General features: G+C 60.2%; 15 protein-coding genes. 11 read left to right on the top strand and 4 right to left on the bottom strand.

Annotated elements, in window-relative coordinates:
* Positions 1–28 precede the first annotated feature (28 nt).
* The 3 genes from ftsH (at position 29) to CSV91_RS07405 (ending at position 4,457) form a co-directional block, all read left to right on the top strand.
* Positions 29–2,107 (top strand): ATP-dependent zinc metalloprotease FtsH, encoded by a 2,079-nt coding sequence (gene ftsH, locus CSV91_RS07415; RefSeq protein WP_269148481.1) that lies wholly within the window; start codon positions 29–31, stop codon positions 2,105–2,107.
* Positions 2,108–2,285: 178 nt separating this feature from the next.
* A complete protein-coding gene (locus CSV91_RS07410; protein ID WP_099432386.1) occupies positions 2,286–3,476 on the top strand; it encodes a pyridoxal phosphate-dependent aminotransferase in 1,191 nt (396 codons plus the stop codon).
* Between the two features lie 159 nt (positions 3,477–3,635).
* On the top strand, positions 3,636–4,457 hold the full coding sequence (locus tag CSV91_RS07405) for a phosphatase (RefSeq protein ID WP_099432385.1): 822 nt from the start codon (positions 3,636–3,638) through the stop codon (positions 4,455–4,457).
* Positions 4,458–4,534: 77 nt separating this feature from the next.
* Here the strand turns inward: CSV91_RS07405 and rlmD are convergent, their stop codons facing one another.
* Entirely contained in the window at positions 4,535–5,749 is a 1,215-nt protein-coding gene (rlmD, locus tag CSV91_RS07400; RefSeq protein ID WP_331219376.1) for a 23S rRNA (uracil(1939)-C(5))-methyltransferase RlmD, read from the bottom strand.
* Positions 5,750–6,321: 572 nt separating this feature from the next.
* On the opposite strand from rlmD, the gene CSV91_RS07395 reads away from it, so the two are divergent.
* The 4 genes from CSV91_RS07395 to CSV91_RS07380 all read left to right on the top strand — a co-directional run bounded on the left by CSV91_RS07395 (position 6,322) and on the right by CSV91_RS07380 (position 11,159).
* A complete protein-coding gene (locus CSV91_RS07395) occupies positions 6,322–7,182 on the top strand; it encodes a transporter substrate-binding domain-containing protein (RefSeq protein WP_099432383.1) in 861 nt (286 codons plus the stop codon).
* On the top strand, positions 7,182–7,835 hold the full coding sequence (locus tag CSV91_RS07390; RefSeq protein WP_099432382.1) for an amino acid ABC transporter permease: 654 nt from the start codon (positions 7,182–7,184) through the stop codon (positions 7,833–7,835). Before CSV91_RS07395 ends, CSV91_RS07390 begins: the two co-directional genes overlap by 1 nt.
* Before the next feature lie 173 nt (positions 7,836–8,008).
* On the top strand, positions 8,009–8,773 hold the full coding sequence (locus CSV91_RS07385) for an amino acid ABC transporter ATP-binding protein (RefSeq protein ID WP_269148480.1): 765 nt from the start codon (positions 8,009–8,011) through the stop codon (positions 8,771–8,773).
* A 310-nt stretch (positions 8,774–9,083) separates the two neighbouring features.
* Positions 9,084–11,159 carry an elongation factor G gene (locus CSV91_RS07380; protein WP_040359539.1) on the top strand — a complete coding sequence of 692 codons (2,076 nt, stop codon included), beginning with the start codon at positions 9,084–9,086 and terminating at the stop codon, positions 11,157–11,159.
* Positions 11,160–11,272: 113 nt separating this feature from the next.
* Here CSV91_RS07380 and CSV91_RS07375 read toward each other — a convergent pair whose 3' ends face one another.
* Both CSV91_RS07375 and larE read right to left on the bottom strand, forming a co-directional pair.
* Complete coding sequence (locus tag CSV91_RS07375) at positions 11,273–12,241, bottom strand: DNA/RNA non-specific endonuclease (protein ID WP_099432380.1); 969 nt, start codon at positions 12,239–12,241, stop codon at positions 11,273–11,275.
* A gap of 384 nt (positions 12,242–12,625) precedes the next feature.
* Positions 12,626–13,504 carry an ATP-dependent sacrificial sulfur transferase LarE gene (gene larE, locus CSV91_RS07370; RefSeq protein WP_099432379.1) on the bottom strand — a complete coding sequence of 293 codons (879 nt, stop codon included), beginning with the start codon at positions 13,502–13,504 and terminating at the stop codon, positions 12,626–12,628.
* Positions 13,505–13,677: 173 nt separating this feature from the next.
* On the opposite strand from larE, the gene CSV91_RS07365 reads away from it, so the two are divergent.
* The 4 genes from CSV91_RS07365 to CSV91_RS07350 all read left to right on the top strand — a co-directional run bounded on the left by CSV91_RS07365 (position 13,678) and on the right by CSV91_RS07350 (position 18,616).
* Positions 13,678–14,328 carry an HAD family hydrolase gene (locus CSV91_RS07365; RefSeq protein WP_099432378.1) on the top strand — a complete coding sequence of 217 codons (651 nt, stop codon included), beginning with the start codon at positions 13,678–13,680 and terminating at the stop codon, positions 14,326–14,328.
* Positions 14,329–14,547: 219 nt separating this feature from the next.
* Positions 14,548–16,032, top strand: coding sequence for a rhamnulokinase (locus CSV91_RS07360; protein ID WP_099432377.1), 1,485 nt, complete (start codon positions 14,548–14,550; stop codon positions 16,030–16,032).
* Positions 16,033–16,231: 199 nt separating this feature from the next.
* Complete coding sequence (gene rhaD / locus CSV91_RS07355; protein ID WP_099432376.1) at positions 16,232–17,062, top strand: rhamnulose-1-phosphate aldolase; 831 nt, start codon at positions 16,232–16,234, stop codon at positions 17,060–17,062.
* A gap of 126 nt (positions 17,063–17,188) precedes the next feature.
* Positions 17,189–18,616 carry an arabinose isomerase gene (locus CSV91_RS07350; RefSeq protein WP_099432375.1) on the top strand — a complete coding sequence of 476 codons (1,428 nt, stop codon included), beginning with the start codon at positions 17,189–17,191 and terminating at the stop codon, positions 18,614–18,616.
* A 110-nt stretch (positions 18,617–18,726) separates the two neighbouring features.
* On the opposite strand, the gene CSV91_RS07345 is transcribed toward CSV91_RS07350, so the two are convergent.
* Positions 18,727–19,839, bottom strand: coding sequence for a LacI family DNA-binding transcriptional regulator (locus CSV91_RS07345; protein ID WP_232049586.1), 1,113 nt, complete (start codon positions 19,837–19,839; stop codon positions 18,727–18,729).
* Positions 19,840–19,877: the final 38 nt, after the last annotated feature.

Genomic DNA, 19,877 nt, shown 5'->3' with positions numbered 1-19,877 from the left:
GACTCCCCGGGAGCCTAAGATCCCGGGGATGCCCGGAGGCAAGAAGCCCACGCGTACGGGCTGGCTGTATTTTATTTTGGCTTGCGCGCTTCTGGGCTACGCCTTCTTTAACATGGGCTCCGGCTTTGCCAATTCCAGCAATACCGTAAAGCTCGCGACGAGCGAGATGGTCAGCGCCATCAAGCAGGATCGCGTCGAAGATCTGACCTATACGGTTCAGGACGGAAGCGTGACGGGTCATTACTGGAAGACGAAAAAGGACAAGGGCGACACGAGCGAGCTCAAGAGCTTTTCCTCGACCTATGTCGGTTCCGATTCGCTTGCCGAGCTCATGGCGGAGCACCCCGATACCAAGTACATCGTCAACACCAACGATCCCGATTTTTGGGGCGACTTGGCGGTGAGTGTGCTTCCGACGATTGCCTTGATCGCCATCATGTTCTACTTTATGCGCCAGATGATGGGTGCCAACAACAGGAACATGCAGTTTGGCAAGACCAATGCCAAGACCAACGAGGCTACGCGTCCCAAGGTCAAGTTTGAGGATGTCGCTGGCGTGGATGAGGCGGTCGAGGAGCTCGAAGAGATTCGCGATTTCTTGAGCGACCCGGACCGCTATCGCAAGCTGGGCGCCAAGATTCCCCGCGGCGTGTTGCTGGTGGGTCCTCCGGGTACCGGTAAGACGTTGCTGGCCAAGGCCGTTGCCGGCGAGGCGGGCGTGCCGTTCTTTAGCATCTCGGGCTCTGACTTTGTCGAGATGTTCGTGGGCGTCGGCGCCAGCCGCGTGCGCGACCTTTTTAAGGAGGCCAAGTCTCAGGCTCCGTCGATCATCTTTATTGACGAGATCGATGCCGTGGGACGTCAGCGCGGAGCCGGTTTGGGCGGCGGCCACGACGAGCGCGAGCAGACGCTCAACCAGCTGCTGGTCGAGATGGACGGTTTTGAGGAAAGCGAGTCGGTCATCCTGATCGCCGCGACCAACCGTCCCGACATTCTGGATCCGGCGTTGCTGCGTCCCGGCCGTTTTGACCGCCAAGTCACGGTTGACCGCCCGGACGTAAAGGGCCGCGAGCAGATCTTGCGCGTGCATGCTGAGAACAAGCCGATGGACGAGGACGTTAAGTTTGAGAAGCTCGCCCAGATGACCGTTGGCTTTACTGGTGCCGATTTGGCGAACCTGCTCAACGAGTCTGCGCTGCTGGCCGCTCGCCGTCATCGTTCTGTGATCTCGATGGACGAGGTCGAGGAGTCGATGGAGCGTGTGATTGCCGGACCGCAACGCAAGGGCCGCGTGATGACCGAAGCCGAGCGCACCACGATTGCTTACCACGAGAGCGGTCACGCCCTGGTGGGCCACATCTTGGAGCATTCCGATCCGGTTCATAAGATTTCGATTGTCAGCCGCGGCCAGGCTCTGGGCTACACGTTGCAGCTTCCGCAGGAGGATCACTTCCTCAAGACCAAGAACGAGACGCTCGACGAGCTCGCCGTGTTCTTGGGCGGTCGCGTTGCCGAGGAGCTCATGTGCGACGACATCACGTCGGGCGCGAGCAACGATCTGGAGCGCGCGACTAAGATGGCGCGCGAGATGGTCACGCGCCTGGGCATGAGCGAGGAGCTGGGCACGCAAGTGTTTGGTGAGGCGCAGCATCAGGTATTCCTGGGCCGCGATTACGCCGATCACCAGGATTACTCCGAGGAGACGGCGCGCCGCATCGATATCGAGGTTCAGCGCATCATGCGCGAGGCCCATCGCCGTGCGGTCGAGATTTTGGATGCCCGTCGCGATCAGCTCAATCTGATGGCGAAGGTGCTGCTTGAGCGCGAGACCGTCGAAGGCGACGCCGTGAACGCCCTGCTCGACAACGAGTGGGATGCCTATCTTGAGCGCGAGGGCGATATCCTGGCGGCCAAGGAGGAGCGCAATGCCAAAGCGGCCGGTATGCCGACCAAGAAGCGCGCGCCTCGTATGAGCGAGGAGGAGCTGGCGGCGGACGCCGCGGCATTTGCGCAGGCGGCCATGCAGGAAGATGCAGAGGCCGCATCCGATGATGCCGGCGATGACTGTGCCGTCAATGCCGGTGCCGACACCGACGACGAAAAATAGTCTTTGTGGCGAAAGCCTCCGCGGGGAAACCTGCGGAGGCTTTTCTTTTGAGCGATATGTTGATTGGGGACAGACTTAAATGAGCGTTTTCACGCATTTAAGTCTGTCCCCAATCAACATTGCTGCGGCACTTTGCTCAGCTAAAGCGTACAATAGCGCCTATGCGAAAGGGGAACAGATGATCAACGAAACTATGTATGCTCGCGGTGCGGAAAGCTCCATCATCCGTGAGATCTTTAGCTACGGCCTTGAGCGCAAAGCGCAGATCGGCGCGGAAAACGTGTTCGATTTCTCACTGGGTAACCCGAGCGTTCCGGCACCTGCCGCCGTGGCTGAGTCCATTAAGAAGGCCTTGGAGCTGCCGAGCGACCAGCTGCATGGATACACGCCTGCACCGGGTCTGCCGCAGTGCCGTACCGCCGTGGCCGAGTCGCTCAACCGCCGTTTTGGCACGAGCTATGAGGGCAAGGACGTCTTTATGACGGTGGGTGCCGCGGCTTCGCTCACCTGCACGCTCAATGCCGTTACGAACCCGGGTGACGAGGTCATTGTTATCGCCCCGTACTTCCCGGAGTATCGCGTGTGGATTGAGAAGGCCGGCTGTACGTGTATCGAGGCGCTCGCCGATGAAGATACGTTCCAGCTGAGCGTGAGTAACGTGCTCAAGGCGATTACCGATAAGACGGCTGCCGTCATCATCGACTCGCCCAACAATCCGACCGGTGCCGTATATACACGCGACACGCTGACGCGACTGGCCAATGTTCTGCGCGAGGCTAACGCTCAGCGCGATCCCGAGAATCCGATTATGCTCATCTCTGATGAGCCGTATCGTGAGATTGTCTATGGCGCCGAGGTGCCTTGGGTGCCCTCGATCTACGAGAACACCGTGGTGTGCTACTCGTATTCCAAGTCGCTTTCGCTACCGGGCGAGCGCGTGGGCTGGATTTTGGTTCCCAATACCAATCCGCAGGCTGCTCGCCTGATGCCGGCCGTTGCCGGTGCCGCCCGCACGCTGGGCTTCGTGTGCGCACCGGCCCTCTTCCAGCGTGTAATCATCGACTGCATTGATGAGCCGAGTGATGTCGAGGCCTATGCGCGCAACCGCACCGCGCTTACCGATGCACTAGCGGAGTACGGCTACACCTATGTTGAGCCGGATGGTGCATTCTACTTGTGGGTGAAGGCGCTGGAGCCCGATGCGAACGCTTTCTGCGAGCGCGCGAAGAAGTACGAACTGCTCGCGGTGCCTTCGGATAGTTTTGGCATGCCGGGCTGGTTCCGCCTTGGCTACTGTGTGAGCTACGAGACCATCGTCAATTCGTTGCCTGCCTGGAAGCAACTGGCCGACGAATATCGTCGAAAGTAAAGCGCTCTGCTTACAATGTTTTACGTGAAACGGGGTTTGGTTTTAAGCCAGACCCCGTTGTCTATGCCGTTGTGTGATTGGGATGAAGCAGTTTTACGACTGCCGAAAGCTATGCGTACAATGAATATACGCGACGGCCATACTGGACAAGGAGACCCGATGCCCTACCTTCTTTCTTGTGATATTCATACTCATACGATGTTCTCTGCGCATGCGTACTCAACCATCGAGGAGAACATCTATTGGGCGGCAGAGCGCGGCCTTCAGGTGCTCGGTTCCGCCGATCATTTAAGCTCGATGGTTACGCCTTGTCCCAATGACCTGCGCAGTTTCCAATTCTTTATTAACCAGGATATCTGGCCACGCATTTGGAGCGGCGTGCTGGTGCTTCGCGGCGCCGAGGCCGATATCGTTTCGCTGGACGGCAGCTTGTTTGGCGAGGATATTCCCGTCGACCTCGATATCGCCGGCGATTCGTACAGTCGTCAACACTCACTGTTCGAATTGGTGACGCGCAATTTGGATTATTTGGTGGCAAGCGTGCAGAATCCGCAGTTTGCCGAGGGCGCGACGCTGGCTCAAACGACCCAGATGTATATCAATGCCTTAGAACATCCCAAGGTGTTCATGCTGGGCCACACGGGGCGCTCGGGCGTGTCGTTCGATATCGACGAGGTGCTGTTGGCGGCTAAGGCCAAGCACAAGATTATCGAGATCAACAACCATAGTCTTGAGCACGGTGCCGACACCGAGCATTGGGCCGTATGCCGCAAGATCGCCGAGCGCTGCGCCGAGCTGGGCGTGGGCATTGGCGTGTCGACCGATGCCCACATTGGCATGGCCATCGGCAAGCTCGATCACGCGCGCAAGATGCTCGACGAGATTCACTTCCCGCTGGATTTGATCGTGACGCGCGATCGCGAGACGCTGCTGCGCGAGATGGCGGCGGCCGGTGTATGCGACCTGCGCAAGGGCATGTAACGGCGTTCATAAACCAAGTAAAGGGGGCGGCCCAGATGGGTCGTCCCCTTCTTGTCCCAAAAATCTACTGGGGTGGATTAGCGGCGCTCGAGGACCGCGACGGTCTCGGTGTGGTCGGTGTGAGGGAACATGTCGACCGGCGTGATCTTGAGCAGGCGATAACCACCGTCGAGGAGCTGGTGTAGGTCGCGCTCTTGGGTGACGGGATTGCAGCTGATGTAGGTGATGCGGCGCGGCTTGAGTGCGCAAGCGGCTTCGAGGAACTCTGGTGTGGAGCCGGCGCGTGGCGGGTCGATGGAAAGGACATCGATCCGCTCGTTGTTGTCGGCGGCATCGAGGATGTAGTCAGTGGCATCGTCAGCCATAAACCACGCGTTGCGGGTGAGGCCGTTGAGCCCGGCGTTGCGACGTGCGTCGGCAATGCCGGCGGGGTTGCGCTCTACACCGAGCAGCATAATGCCGGCGCCTTTGTCCTGGGCATCTTTTGCGGCGCACAGACCGATGGTTCCGCTGCCGCAGTAGGCATCCATGAGTACGTCGCCCTGCTGCAAATTCATGCCGTCAATGGCGAGTCGGTAGAGCAACTCGGTTTGCTGCGGATTAGTCTGATAGAACGCGGTGGGGGAGATGTCGAATTCGCAGCCGAGCAGCTGATCGCGCATGCACTCGGCGCCATAGACGATGCGGGTCTCCTCGCCCAGGATGGCATTGCCGGGACGGCCGTTGATATTCTGCGCAACGGCGACGATGTGCGGGTCGAGTGCGGCAACGGCCTCAAAGAATTCCTGTGCATGTGGTAAGTCGCGCTGGGCGGTCACAAGGGTGACCATAATCTGGTCGGTGCGCCAGCCGCAGCGAACGACGGCATAGCGAAGCAGCCCCAGATGCTTGTCTTCGTTAAAGGCGGGAATGTGCAGACGTTCGGCCTCGCGAGCGATGCCGTTGAGAATCTGACGAGCGCCCGGCGCCTCGACAGGGCACTCGGGTACGGCAACGATCTTGTGCGTGCCGCGCTCAAAGAAGCCGCAGCGGACAGCACCCTCCTTACCGGGAGCAAACGGTGTGGCAGCCTTATGACGAAAACCACGCGGCGCAGGATACTTGCCCGGGTCGCCCAGGGTAACACCCATACCGCGAATGGGATCCACGGCAACACCCTCGCGCTCACAGAGCTCAGCAAACAGCTCCTCCATAGCAGCCTGCTTGGCCGCCAACTGCTTCTTATAAGGACGATTGAGCGCCGTACACCCACCACAAGCCCGCATGATGGAACAAGGCGACTTGGGATCCACGGCCTTACGCGAGGACGGAACCGAATCGTTAAGCGGGCGCTTGGGGCGAGCCTGAGGCGCCTTATCCCCGCCCCGACGAGAGCCAGAACGCTTGGTCTTAGCCCTGCTCTTGGTCGATTTGCTTTTTGCAGCTTTAGAAGACTTGGATTTCGTAGAAGATTTCTCCTCCTTTGACCCCTCAGCCGCTTCCACCAAAGCACGACGAGCCCTACGCTCCGCACGAGATTCTGCCATCAATAACTCCACTAATTCATAAATTTAAGCTGCAAGTATTGTACCGTGCCAAGCCAGCAGACGATATGCAAGCGGTTTATTCGTGCCAGTGATAAGCCCAACGACGGTTGCCCGCCGCGTGAGGGGTGTGGGGGTTAAGTTTATCGCGAGTTCCGCACGAACAGGAGGCCACTTAATGTGGCCTCCGTCGTGAGCAGGACTGTAGAGCAGGAAACTTAACCCCCACACCCCTCACGCGGCGGGCAAACTCGCCTTGTGCTCTATCACGCTAAAGTGTATGATTCTGAACGTTACATGACTCACTTTACCTAACTAAAGTGCTATCGAGGGGGAATACCATGAATACCGATATGTCTCGTCGTCAGTTTGTTGGTCTAGCCGGCTCGCTTGCCACGGTGCTTGGCCTTGGTCTTGTCGGCTGCGGCGGTGGTGCCGGCAAGGGCTCCGCTGCTGGTTCTGCCGCGGCCAAGGATGTGAAGGGCGCCGCGGAGTCCAAGAAGCTCGTGGTGGGCTTTGATAAGTCCTATCCTCCGTACGGCTTTGTGGGCGACGATGGCGAGTACACCGGCTTTGATCTCGATCTGGCCAAGGCTGTTGCCGATAAGCAGGGCTGGGAGGTCAAATACGAGGCCATCGACTGGGACGCCAAGGATACGCTGCTTAACTCAGGCGCCATCAACTGCATCTGGAACGGCTTTACCATGGAGGGCCGCGAGGACGACTACACGTTCTCCGAGCCGTACATGCTCAATGAGCAGGTGCTCGTGGTCAAGAAGGACGCGGGTATCAAGAGCTGGGACGATCTTGCCGGCAAGACCGTGATTACCCAGACTGATTCCGCTGCGCAGGATGTGCTCGAGGGCGACCAGAAGGATCTGGCCGCAACGTTTGCCACGCTCGATACCATCGGTGAGTACAACACGGCGTTTATGCAGCTCGAGAGTGGTGCGGTCGATGCCGTGGCGTGCGACCTTTCGATTGCCCAGTATCAGCTTGCCGCCAAGCCCGATGCTTACACGCAGCTTGATGAGCCGCTGTCCAGCGAGCACTACGCCGTCGGCTTTAAGAAGGGCGACACCAAGTCGGCCGATGCTGTAACCGAGTCGCTCAAGGCGCTCTACGAGGACGGCACGGTCAAGGACCTGTGCGATAAGTATTCAAGCTATGGTCTATCTTTCGATAATTGGGTGCTCAAGTAATGTCTATTCAGGTCATGATGCAGATGCTTGGCCAGGGATTCTTGGTCAGCTTGCAGCTGTTTGTGCTGACGCTGCTCGGGTCGATTCCGCTGGGAATCCCCGTGGCGTTCATGCGCATGAGCAAAATTGCGCCGCTCCGCTGGATTGCGCGCATCTATATTTCGGTCATGCGCGGTACGCCGCTCATGCTGCAGATGTTTGCCATCTACTTTGCCCCGTACTACGTATTCGGCATTTCGCTCACGCCCGATTCCAAGTGGACGGCGTGCGTTGTGGCGTTCATCATCAACTACGCCGGCTACTTTGCCGAGATCTATCGCTCGGGCCTGCAGTCGATTCCGCGTGGTCAATATGAGGCCGCCGAGGTGCTGGGCTACTCGCGTCTGCAGACGTTTCTGTATATCGTGATGCCGCAGGTCGCCAAGCGTATTCTGCCGGCGATGGGCAACGAGATCATCACACTGGTCAAGGACACGTCGCTGGCGTTTGCCATTGGCGTGGGTGAGATGTTCTCGACCGCCAAGGCGCTGGTCGCCTCGCAGGTGAGCATGGTGCCGTTTGCGATTGCGGCGTTGATCTACTGGGTCTTTAACTTTGTGGTCGAGATGCTGCTGGGCGCCGCCGAAAAGAAGCTGGACTATTATCATGACTAGATCGTTCCGCCGTTCTAACGAACGGCGGACTGCTCGACGCTGCGCGCGTGTCTGACGGCCAATCTGCTTCTCAAGCCGTCGCTTGCGTACAGAAGTACGCGGCGCTCCTCTTTCGAAGCACATTGTCTCGTCATCCACACGCTCGCTGACTTCTCAAACACATGGAGGTTCCCGTGTCCGGAACGGTAATGAATATATCGAACGCGCGTAAGGCGTTTGGCGGCAATGAGGTGCTCAAGGATATCTCGCTCGAGGTAAAGCGTGGCGAGGTCGTGGCGATTATCGGGCCTTCGGGTGGCGGTAAGTCTACGCTGCTGCGGTGTGCCACGCTGCTCGAGACACTCGACGGAGGCTCGCTCTCGTTTGGCGACCTTGCCGTTGCGACGGATGCGGGTTCGGGCGCGGTCTATGCGAAGGGCGATGTGCCCAAGCAGGCGCGCTCGCGATTCGGCCTGGTGTTCCAAAATTACAACCTGTTCCCGCACTATACGGTGATGAAAAACATCACCGATGCGCCGATTCGCGTGCTTAAGCGTCCGCGCGAGCAGGCGGAAGCCCGCGCTCACGAGTTGATTGCACAAATGGGGCTGACGGGAAACGAGAACAAGGTGCCATGTGAGCTTTCGGGCGGTCAGCAGCAGCGCGTGAGTATTGCCCGCGCCCTAGCGCTCGACCCGGAGATCCTGTTCTTTGACGAGCCGACCTCGGCGCTCGATCCCGAGCTGACGGCCGAGGTGCTGCGTGTCATTAAGGACCTCGCTGCGCAGAACATGACGATGGTGATCGTGACCCACGCAATGCAGTTTGCGCGCGATGTTGCCGACCGCGTGGTCTTTATGGATGGCGGTCGTATTGTCGAGGAGGGTCCTGCCGAGCAGGTCATCGACCATCCGCGCGAGCGGCGCACGCGTGAGTTCTTGAGCCGCATCGAGGGATAGGCTCAGGTATTTACTCAACTATTAATCGAGGCGAAGCCGCCACAGGTCTTACGGTCTGTGGCGGCTTTTTGTTTACATCGACGGGGTTCAATAATTGCCTCACAAGCTTGTCTCTTCCTCTCGCCGCCTGTATTCATACGTGTGCCGAAAGGTATGCATGGACAGCCGCCCGTGAGGGTAGGGTGGTGGCATAGGACATTTGGAGGGTGAGTCGGCTCGGCTGCCGACCATGCTGCTCCCGGGACGGCACCGACCGCGAACTCTCCCCGTTGGCGTCGCGCATTGCGCGCGGCCCTGCAAGGAGGTCATCATGGGTGCTCCCAAGACCGGTAACGTAAGGAACGTGGTGCTCGTAGGCCAAGGCGGGGTGGGCAAGACCTCACTCGCCGAGGCCATGCTCCACCTTTCCGGCAAGACCGCCCGCCTGGGCGGCCACGACGGCACCAAGCCCACGCTCGACTATGACCCCGAAGAGGTCAAGCGTGCGTTTTCCATTTCGACGACCATTGCGCCGATCGACTGGAAGGGCGCTCGCATCAATGTGCTCGATGCCCCGTGCTATCCCGATTTTATCGGCGACGCCTTTGCCGCGATGAGCGTCTGCGAGACGGCCCTGTTTGTGGTCGACGCCGAGGCCGGCCCGCAGCCTACGACGGTTAAGCTCTGGTATGCCGCCGAGGACCTGCGCCTGGCGCGTGCGGTGTTCGTAAACCGCCTGTCGCGCTCCGAGGCCAGCTTTGCGACCACCATGGACCTGCTGCAGGAGCGCTTTGGTACGCGCCTGGGCGCCGTGACCCTTCCCTGGGGCGAGGGCGAGGACTTTGACGGCATCATCGACCTCGTGCGCATGAAGGCGCGCCATTGCAACGGCGCCGAAGCCGTTGAGTCGGAGATTCCCGAGGAGTATCGTGCCCAGGCCGAGGAGGCCCATGACCATCTGTGCGAGCTGGTGGCCGAGGCCGACGACGAGCTGATGATGAAGTACCTGGAAGGCGAGGAGACGCTGACGCAGGAGGAGCTTGAAGGCCTGCTGTCAAAGGCGATCGCCGAGCGCATCTTTGTGCCGGTCTTTGCGGGCGATTGCATTAAGGAGCAGGGCGTCAACTCACTGATGGACGACATCGCAACGTACTTCCCGGCACCGACCGACTATGGCGAGATGCCGCTCATCGACGGCGATTCGCTCAAGATTTCGAGCGACGATGACCGCCCGGTGGCGTTTGTGTTTAAGACGCTGGCCGATCCGCAGCAGGGCCGCATCAGCTTTATCAAGGTGCTGACGGGCACGCTTGAGCCGGGCCTTGAGCTCATCAACGCACGTACCCGCAAGAGCGACCGTCTGGCTCACCTGTATGTGATGTGCGGCCGCGACATGACCGAGGTCGGTCACGCCTATGCCGGCGACATCATCGTGGCGCCCAAGCTGGCTGCCGAGACGGGCGATACGCTCTCCATTACCGGTAAGGTCGAGGCGGCGGCGTTTAAGTTCCCCAACTCGCAGTACCGCATCGCCATTGAGGCCGAGAATCGCGGGGACGAGGAGAAGCTCTACACGTTTATCGAGAAGGCGTGCAAGGCTGATCCGACCATGAGCATCGATCGTGACGAGGAGACCGGTCAGACTATCATCTCCGCCGTGGGTGAGGCGCAGGTTTCGGTGCTACTCAACCGTTTGGAGGATCGTACCAAGGTCGTGGCCAAGAGCGTGCCGATCCGCATTCCGTATCGCGAGACCATCCGCCGCACGGCGAGTGCCCAGGGCCGCCACAAGAAGCAGACTGGCGGTGCCGGTCAGTATGGCGACTGCTGGCTGCGCGTTGAGCCGCTCATCGGGCCCGACGGCACGAGCGACGGCTATGAGTTTGTGGACGAGGTCGTGGGCGGCCGCATCCCGCGCTCGCTCATCCCCGCCGTGGACAAGGGTGTCCAGGAGACCATGAAGGACGGCATCATTGCCGGCTACCCGCTTACGGGCATTCGCGTGGCTGTGTACGATGGTTCGTATCACAGCGTCGACTCCAACGAGATGGCGTTCCGCGCGGCGGCTCGCATCGGCCTGCGCAAGGCGTGTGCCGATGCCGATCCAGTGGTGCTGGAGCCTATCGAGGAAATTACGGTGACTATCCCCGAGAGCTACGCCGGCGCTGTGATGGGCGACATCTCGGCCTCGCGCGGTCGCGTGACGGGCATGGAGACCGATGAGCGCGGCGACACCGTGGTCATTGCCCAGGCGCCGCTGGCCGAGCTGACGGATTACTCGACGCGTCTGCGCTCCATCACGCGCGGCACGGGCGACTTTACCATGAAGCCTGCGGGCTATGAGCAGGTGCCCTATGACGTTCAGGCCAAGCTGGTCGAGCGCTATGAGGAGGGTCGCGCCAAGTAGCGCGTGGCTTTGCCTGCAATATAGGTGCTGACGAAAAGGCCGCCCCGGGTAACCGGGGCGGCCTCATTTGATCTCTTGGGGACTGCAAATCGATTCTTGTCGCGGTTAGGGGCTTAATCACCCGAGGCCTGGTTGCGGCCGGTGGAGTAGTCGATCTGCACATGCGGCTGCAGGTTGTAGCAATATACGTGGAAGCACAGCGTCTTGCCGTGGTCCTCGACCGATTGCGCCTCAAGTCGCACGCCACGGCAGACAAGTTCCTCTTCGTTGTACATGGGCGTGACGCGGTAGAGCACATGGTTGCCTGTGTCGTGGATGTAGTCGAGGATCTGCTCTTCAAACGGCAGCATGCCCGTTTCGTTGAGATAGCGCGTGCCGGTGAGGAGATTCTTGCGGTTGGCGTTTTCGCCGCAGAGCGACCAGGCGATAAGGTGGCAGCGGTTGTAGAGGCTTTGACCCGGAATAAAGTCGTAGCGCTGCTGGTGCCATCCGGCGGGGTGGATACGCGAGATATCCCCGCGCTTGCCTTGACCGAGCGACTCGGGACCCACACAGGCGAGCGCTTTGCGGGTGCGGCCCAGGCTATCGAGCTTAGAGAACTTCTTAAAGCAGCCCTCTTCGGTAGCTCGCTCGTATTCGTCGAGCGTGAATGATGGCGTGCCGAGCGGGTGCGTGCTGTCGGCGCGAAGGGCAACGTAGGGGTTGCCGGCGTAGTCGGGAATGCTGCTGAGATATACGCCGCGGGCGCGGTTGAGATCTGGGTTTTCCACTTCGTCGATGGGGGTGGCGGCACTGTCCGCGGAGGCAACGTTGCCGTTGGTGTTGGTCGCGGTGGATTCGGAGCCATCGCCGGAGTCCTCGGAGCTTGCTGTTCCCGATTCGAGCCGGGCAACCAGGTCTGCCTCGTCGTCGGTGCGGCTGGGACTCTCGTTTTGTTTTTCGGCCAGAGCCGTCGCCTGCTCATCGCTTTGCGGCGACAACAACTTGGGCGCTCCGTCGAGCGACCCTGTGAACAACGCAAACCCCAGCACCACGGCGGTGCCGATGGAAAGTACTTGCTTGTAGGCGGACTTGCGCGACATTGCGGCTCCTGGATGGACGGTTGGGAATCTACCAGTCTAGCAGGAGCCGGCAGGGGCCGCTTTACCGAACAAATACTTAAAGATTGGGAGACGCGCTATCGATCCATTTGCCCTAGAAGGGGTTGCGATGGTTGGGACGTGTGGGGCTCGACGTTTCCTCAGATAAAACCTGCCAAAATAAACCTGTCCCCTTTCGGAAGGTCGGCAACTATTAATGTGGTTCAGGTTGAGCATACGCGAGCGAGCAGGTTCCGGGCGCGGCAAGGTGACGTGAAACAAGCGTGCGCGGACCTTTTGGTCGCGCCCGTGCAGTTGAACGTCAGATTGCCGCGTCCGGGGCCTGCGCAGCGCCGAGCAGTTACGCCGTTTGTAAAACGGCGCAACCTACAGGTTCATGTTGCCGTGGATGTAGGGGGTGACCTCGGGGGAGATGTGACCGCAGCCCAGCTCGCGCAGCGCGGACTCGATAGCGGCGGGCAGCGGGGTCTTGCCCTTGTCGTCGACGGCGGCACCGCCGAGGGCGGCAATCTTGGCAACATCTGCGGGTGCGGCCTCGATATGCATGCAGCCGCCGACCAAGCGCGCGCGTACCTGTGCCAGATCAAGATCGTGCAGGTAATCCTCGCAGGCGCGAATCAGGGAGACCTTCTCGCGCGTAAGCTCCTCGCCCGTGGGGACGCGCGTGGCAAGACAGGCTCCCGCCGGCAGGCTCCAAACGGGATAGCCCCATGTGCGCAGCAGCTCGCGCTCTTCGTCCTTGGTAAAGCCGACCTCCATAAGCGGCGAGCGCACACCGAGCTCTTCTGCCGCACGCATGCCGGGGCGGTAGTCACCGCGATCGCTTGCATTGCTGCCATCGATGACGGTGGGAAAGCCGAGCGACTTGGCGTGGTTGACGATGGCGGTAAAGCCGGCGTGCTTGCAGTGGTAGCAGCGATTGGCATCGTTGCAGGCTACTTGGGGGAGCTGCAGCTGATCGACCGAAAGATTGAGCACGGGGAGCTTAAAATGCGCCCCTTCATTGGCTTGTCCATCAACGGACCGCTCAAACGAAGCCTGCTCGGGCGTGCCGATGAGCGGCGTGGTGAGATGGACGAGGAGGGTATTGGTAGGCATGATGCGGGCGCATACGGCGGCCAAAAAGCTGCTGTCAACGCCGCCGGAAAACCCGATAGCCACGCGCCCGTATGCCAAAAGCAGCTGCTCGAGCGCCGATAGCTTGTCTTGAAGCTCCTCTGCGGGTGCCGCGGTGTCTAAAATCATGAAACGTTCCTTATCGTTGAGTACTCGGTCGAAAACTATAATCCTACTGGACTGCTTGTCATAAGACTTCTATCTATGTAACGAAAGTGCAATATGGTATATACGTTATATACAAGTTGCCAAATGCGGTAGAGTTTCGGCAATGCGACAGCGAGAGTCGATGGGGGACCGATATGATCAAGGCTGTTATTTTTGACATGGACGGAACGCTGGTCGATACCGAGCGTCTGGGCATCAAGGCATGGAAAGCGCCCGCTGTTGAGCTGGGTGTCGCGATTGATGAAGCGCTGATCCATCAGTTTATCGGTCGCACGCTGCCCGATGTCATGGACATCCTTGAGGCGCATTACGGCAGCAGAGAAACCGCCGAGGCGCTCTATCATCGCCACAAGGAGATTCGCGACGAGATGGTCAAGACCGACCTGGAGCTTAAGGCCGGCGCCGCCGAGTGCATAGACGAGCTGCTGGCTGCGGGCTATCACGTGGGCCTTGCGACGTCATCGCGCCATGTCACGGCAGAACGCAACCTTAAGATGGTCGGCCTCTTTGACAAGTTTGAAACGGTGACCTGCGGCGAGGACGTCGTGCACGGCAAGCCCGACCCCGAGATGTATCTGCTTGCCTGCGAGCGCGCGGGCTTTGCTCCCGAGGAATGTGCCGTGGTCGAGGATTCACGCAACGGCTGCGTCTCGGGCATCACGGCTGGCTGCCACGTCTTTGCCGTTCCCGATATCGTGCCGCTGCCGCAGGACGTCGTGGACGGCTGCGAGGCCGTGCTCGATACGTTGTTCGATTTGACGGCGGCGGTCAAGGCCGTGCGCTAGCGTTTGCATCCGAGCCATTTCAATATCATTTTAAAGATGCGGTCACCTGCTCAGCGCGGGTGGCCGCATCTTTTTATTTGGGAGCATTTTCAATCAAAAACTACCGTTTACCGTCTAATAACAACCGCTCACAGGAACGAGGTTGACTCATATTGAAATTGAAACGGTTCAAATAATAATGAAAACTGTAAATGAACCGCTTCAAAAAGGGGAGAGCACATGGAGAGTCGCATCGAGTCCAAGCATTACGCGGCGGTCGATATCGGTGCCTCGAGCGGTCGCGTTCTTGCTGGCTGGGTCGAGGACGGCAAGATGTCCTATCAGGAGGTTTACCGCTTCGATAACGAGCAAAAGCGCGTAGACGGCCACGACTGCTGGGACGTTGAGGCTCTGTTCGACCATGTCGTCGCAGGCCTGCGCGCCGTCAAGGATCAGACCGGACAGGCTCCGGCCGCCATCGGTATCGATACCTGGGGCGTTGATTTCGTGCTGCTCGACGAGCACAACAAGATCGTCGGCGATACGGTTGCCTACCGCGATGCCCGCACTGACGGCATCTACGAAGTTGCCGACCAAATTATGGATCCGGCCGAGGTCTATGCCCGTACCGGCATTCAGCGTCAGCCCTTCAACACGCTCTATCAGCTGCTCGCCCTCAAGAACGAGCATCCCGAGCAGCTCGAGGCAGCTCGCACCTTCCTGATGATCCCGGACTATCTCAACTGGCGTCTGACCGGCATCAAGGCCAACGAGTACACCAACGCGAGCACTACCGGTATGCTCGATGCCGAGAAGTGCACGTGGGACACCGAGATCCTTTCGCGCTTTGGTATTCCCCAGGGCATCTTCCTGGAGCCGACCATGCCCAGCGCCGTGCTCGGTGAGCTCACGGCCGACATCTCCGAGAAGATCGGCTACTCCGCGACCGTTGTGTTGCCCGCCACGCACGACACCGGCTCTGCCTTCCTGGCCGTACCCGCCAAGGATGACAATGCCGTCTATATCTCGAGCGGCACATGGAGCCTGCTGGGCGTTGAGAACCAGCACGCCATCACCAACGAGCTCGCTCGCAAGCAGAACTTTACCAACGAGGGCGGCTACCTCAAGCGTTACCGTTTCCTCAAGAACATCATGGGCTTGTGGATGAACCAATCCGTCCGCCGCGAGATCAACGGCGTCGACTATGTCGAGGGCAAGACCTCGCACAAGGCTCTCATGGATCATAAGGTTGGCTTTGACGAGCTCCGCACGCTCTGCCGCGAGGCCGAGCCCTTCGAGGCGTATGTCGATGTCGACGACGACCGTTTCCTGGCTCCCGACTCCATGATCCAGGAGATTAAGCAGGCCTGCGCCGAGGGCGGCGAGCCGGTTCCGCAGACCGTGGGCGAGATCATGCGCACCAACTACTGCAGCCTGTCCCGCTCGTATGCCAAGGCCATCGGGGGCCTGCGCGAGCTTTCGGGCCACGACTACACGAGCATCAACATCGTGGGCGGCGGCTGCCAGGATTACTACCTCAACCAGATGACGGCCGACACCTGCGGGCTTCCCGTGTTCGCCGGCCCCATCGAGGGCACCTGCATCGGCAACTTTATCGTGCAGATGATCGCCGGCGGCGATTTTACCGACCTGGCCGATGCCCGCGCCTGCGTTGCCCGCTCCTTCGATGTCAAGCGCATCGACCCCAAGGACGCCCAGGCCTAAACGAGCGCGGGGCCCGCCCCGACTCACCTTTTACCTACCCCCAGCCCCGCGCGCGGCAAGCGACTTCTGCCGGGCGCGAGCGGCTCTCTCCGATGACATGCGGCGCGGAGGCCCTACACGAACCATGCTCCGCGCCGTCGTCAATCGGCTTACCTAAGTTTTTCAATTGGACCTGCGGGTCCCGGAGAGGAGACAAACAATGGCAATGGAAGATCTGGCGTTTATCAAGGGCTTCTGCCGCTTATGCGATGACGGCTTTAAGCAGGGCTGGCATGAGCGCAACGGCGGCAACCTCACCTACCGTATGACCGACGAGGAGGTTGCCGAGGCCAAGCCGTTCTTTGAGGAGCCTCGCGAGTGGGTCAAGATGGGCGTGCGCGGCGAGAATCTTGCCGGCCAGTACTTTGTGAGCACCGGCTCGGGCAAGTATATGCGCAATGTCCTGGAGGATCCGTATGCCAACATCGGCATCGTCGAGATCAACGAGACCGGCGACGCCTTCCGCATTGTGTGGGGCCTTGCCAACGGCGCCCGTCCGACCAGTGAGTTCGAGAGCCACTATATGAACCACTGTGTCGCCGCCGCCCGTACCGATGGCGCCGACCGGGTGATTTACCACGCCCACACCCCCGGCATCATCGAGATGTCCTTTGTGGTGCCGCTGGAGGACCGTGCCTTCACCCGTATCCTGTGGCAGATGATGACCGAGTGCGTCGTCGTCTTCCCGACCGGTGTGGGCGTTGTGCCCTGGATGGTCCCCGGTGGTCCGGCCATCGCCGAGGCAAGCTCCGAGCTCATGAAGACCTACGACACCATCGTCTGGGCTCACCACGGTCTGTTTGCTGCCGGTCCTGACTTTGACACGACCTTTGGCCTGGCGCACACCGTCGAGAAGGCCGCCGAGATCTACCTGGCCGCGCGTGCCGCCAACGGTGGTTCGGACGACTTCCTCAACAAGATTAGCGACAAGGGCCTCAGGGACACCTGCCGCGACTTTGGTATCAAGATCAACGAGGCATTTGTTGACTAGCAAGTAAGAAAAACGGCGGTTCCGGTTGCTGGGGAGCTCGTGGAAACCGCCGTCTAATTGCTGCTGATCTGATAACCGCCGCGCCCGCTTGCTTGCAAACATCAACTTTTCTCATGGGAGGAAATCATGCTCGTTAACACCAAAGCCAAGGTTGGCGTTTTCTCGATCGCCCTCGGTGCCTATCTTCCGCAGTTCCCGCAGCTCGTTCCCAATTTTGAGCAGCAGTACGAGGACTTTAAGGCCACGCTGCCCACGACTGTCGAGCTTATCGACGGCGGCATGGTGACCACCAAGGAGCAGGCCCAGGTCGCTGGCGACAAGTTCCGCGCCGAGGACGTCGATCTGGTTATCCTGCAGATGCTCACCTATGCCACGAGCTACAACGTGCTGCCGGTCGTGCGCGACCTGGACGTGCCCGTCGTCGTGGTCAACGTGCAGAAGAAGGCCCAGCCCGACTACGCCAACACCGACATCCCCACGTGGCTGGGCGATCTGTACGCCTGCGGCGCTCCCGGCGAGGTCGTGGCCGACCTTAACCGCGCCGGCAAGCGTCATGCCGTCGTGACCGGCGTCGTCGAGGGTGGCGACCCGGCTGTGGCCGAGCAGCTCGAGCAGTGGTGCCGTGCCGCCCAGGTGCGTCGTCGCCTGCGTCGCACCAACATTGCCCAGATCGGCCGTCCGTACCCGGGCATGATGGACCTCTACATCGACGAGACCAACCTCTACAACCGCTTGGGTCTCTACACCAAGCAGTTTGACTGGGAGAAGATGTGGGCTATCGCCGACAACATCGATGACAAGGCTGCCGTGGACGCCAAGGCTGCCGAGATTCTCGACACCTTCGACGTTGAGGGCGGCGCCAAGGTCACCGACGAGCCCATCCAGGAGATGGCCAAGTACGTCATCGCCTTTGAGCAGTGGGTCAAGGACGAGGAGATCGGTCTGGTTGCTAGCCACTACGACGGCTATGCCAAGGGTCAGGCCGGCGTGCTCGACTCCATGCTCATCCCGGCGTTCTCCATGCTCATCAAGCAGGGCACGAGCTGCGCGGTCGAGGGCGATATGAAGGTGGCCATCGCCATGAGCATCCTCAAGACCATCTCTGGCACCGGCCAGCTTTCCGAGATGTACTCCATCGACTTCCCCGAGGACATCGTCATCATCGGTCACTCCGGCTCTGGCGATGCCGATATCTCGACCGCCAAGAAGCCGACGCTCAAAGTTGTCCCCGTTTTTCACGGCAAGACCGGCGGCGGCTACCTCACCCAGTTCTATCCCGGCCACGGCACCATCACCTTCCTGGGCATCACGCAGGACGGCGACGGCAACTTTAAGTTCGTGGTTGCCGAGGGTGAGAACGTCGACGGCCCGATCTTTACCTTCGGCGACACCAACATGCGCATGAAGTTCTCGATCGGCGCCCGTGAGTTCATGGACCGCTGGAACGAGACGGGCCCGACCCACCACATGGCCGCCTGCCTGGGCAGCCAGACCGACACGATCCTCAAGGTCGCCAAGATCCTGAACGTGCCCGTGGACGTTGTCTGCCGCTAGCTGTGTTCCTCCGTTCTAACTTCGGCTGAAACGATAGGGAAGAGCCCGACAAGTGTTTGCTTGTCGGGCTCTTTTTGTTCGGCGATGGATTGGATTGTTGAGGAAAGATGCTACAGGTAGGCGCCCAGGTTGATGGCGGTGGCTTCGGCCTGGCTGCTTGCTTGAGTGCTGGCGCGTTCCAGCAGGAACGGCCGCACGAGCTCTTGGCGGTTGATGTCCTCGATGGCCGTGACCGCGGTGACGGTGCGCGCGGCAGAGCCGATGCGGACGCGTTTGGTCTTGGCGGCGGGCTTGTTCTCGATCTGCTCCATCAGCAACTGAACGCCCTTGCGGCCAATCTCGTAGCCCGGAGGCGCTACTGTGGTCAGTGGGACCGACCCGCTCCAGGCGAGCGGATTGCCGTCGCAGCCTGCCACGCGGACCTGCTCGGGGACGGAGATGCCCTTGTCGATTAACGCCGAGATAACGCCCGACGCCAGTACGTCGGTCAGGCCGATGACAAAATCGGGGCGCTCGTCCGCAGGGCGCTCGGCGATTTGGGCACCGATGCCGTAGCCGTCGGCAGCGGTATTCCATTCGCCGGCGTCGATGACTTCGATCTTGATATCGGGGTGCAGGGCAAGGGCCTTGTGAATGCCAAGCACGCGCAGGGTGAGCTGCATAAATGCTGCTCTGCCCACAACGGTGACATGGTGCGCGCCGCGGGCGATGGCGAGTTCGGCGATAATGCGCCCCTGTGCCTCGTTGTCGGCGGCCACGTAATAACCGGGCTCGGAACAGTGGATGTCCAGATGGACGATCGGCACGGGCATCTTGGCCATGGCGGGGTGCCAGTCAGGGGACGCCATGGGCTGAACCATGACGCCGGACATCTGCGTGCCCATAAAGTAGCGCAGGTAATGGTCTTCGAGAATGTCGTCGTTGTCGGCGTTGGCGATGAGCAAGTCATAGCCGTGCTTGCGTGCCTCGTTGTGGGCACCGCTGGCAATCTGGAGCGAAAAGCCGTGATCGAGACGGGGGAGGACCAGGCCAAAGGACTTGGTGGTGCCGCCGGCCAGCTGGCGAGCGCTTTGGTTGGGCAGGTAGCCCAAGCGATTGATGGTCTCGTTGATGAGCTTGAGGGTCTCGGGGCGCAGCTTTTCGGGATGGTTGAGCGCGTTGGACACCGTGCCCAACGAAACCCCGGCCTCGCGCGCGACGTCGCTGATTTTTACCTTTGCCATAGCGGCCCCTTTGATGCGTTTCAAGTACAAGCCAGATT

Source organism: Collinsella aerofaciens, from assembly GCF_002736145.1.
In the GTDB taxonomy this organism is placed as follows: domain Bacteria; phylum Actinomycetota; class Coriobacteriia; order Coriobacteriales; family Coriobacteriaceae; genus Collinsella; species Collinsella aerofaciens_A.
The sequence above is the reverse complement of the archived record's forward strand: the minus strand, read 5'-3'. Positions and strand labels throughout refer to the sequence as shown.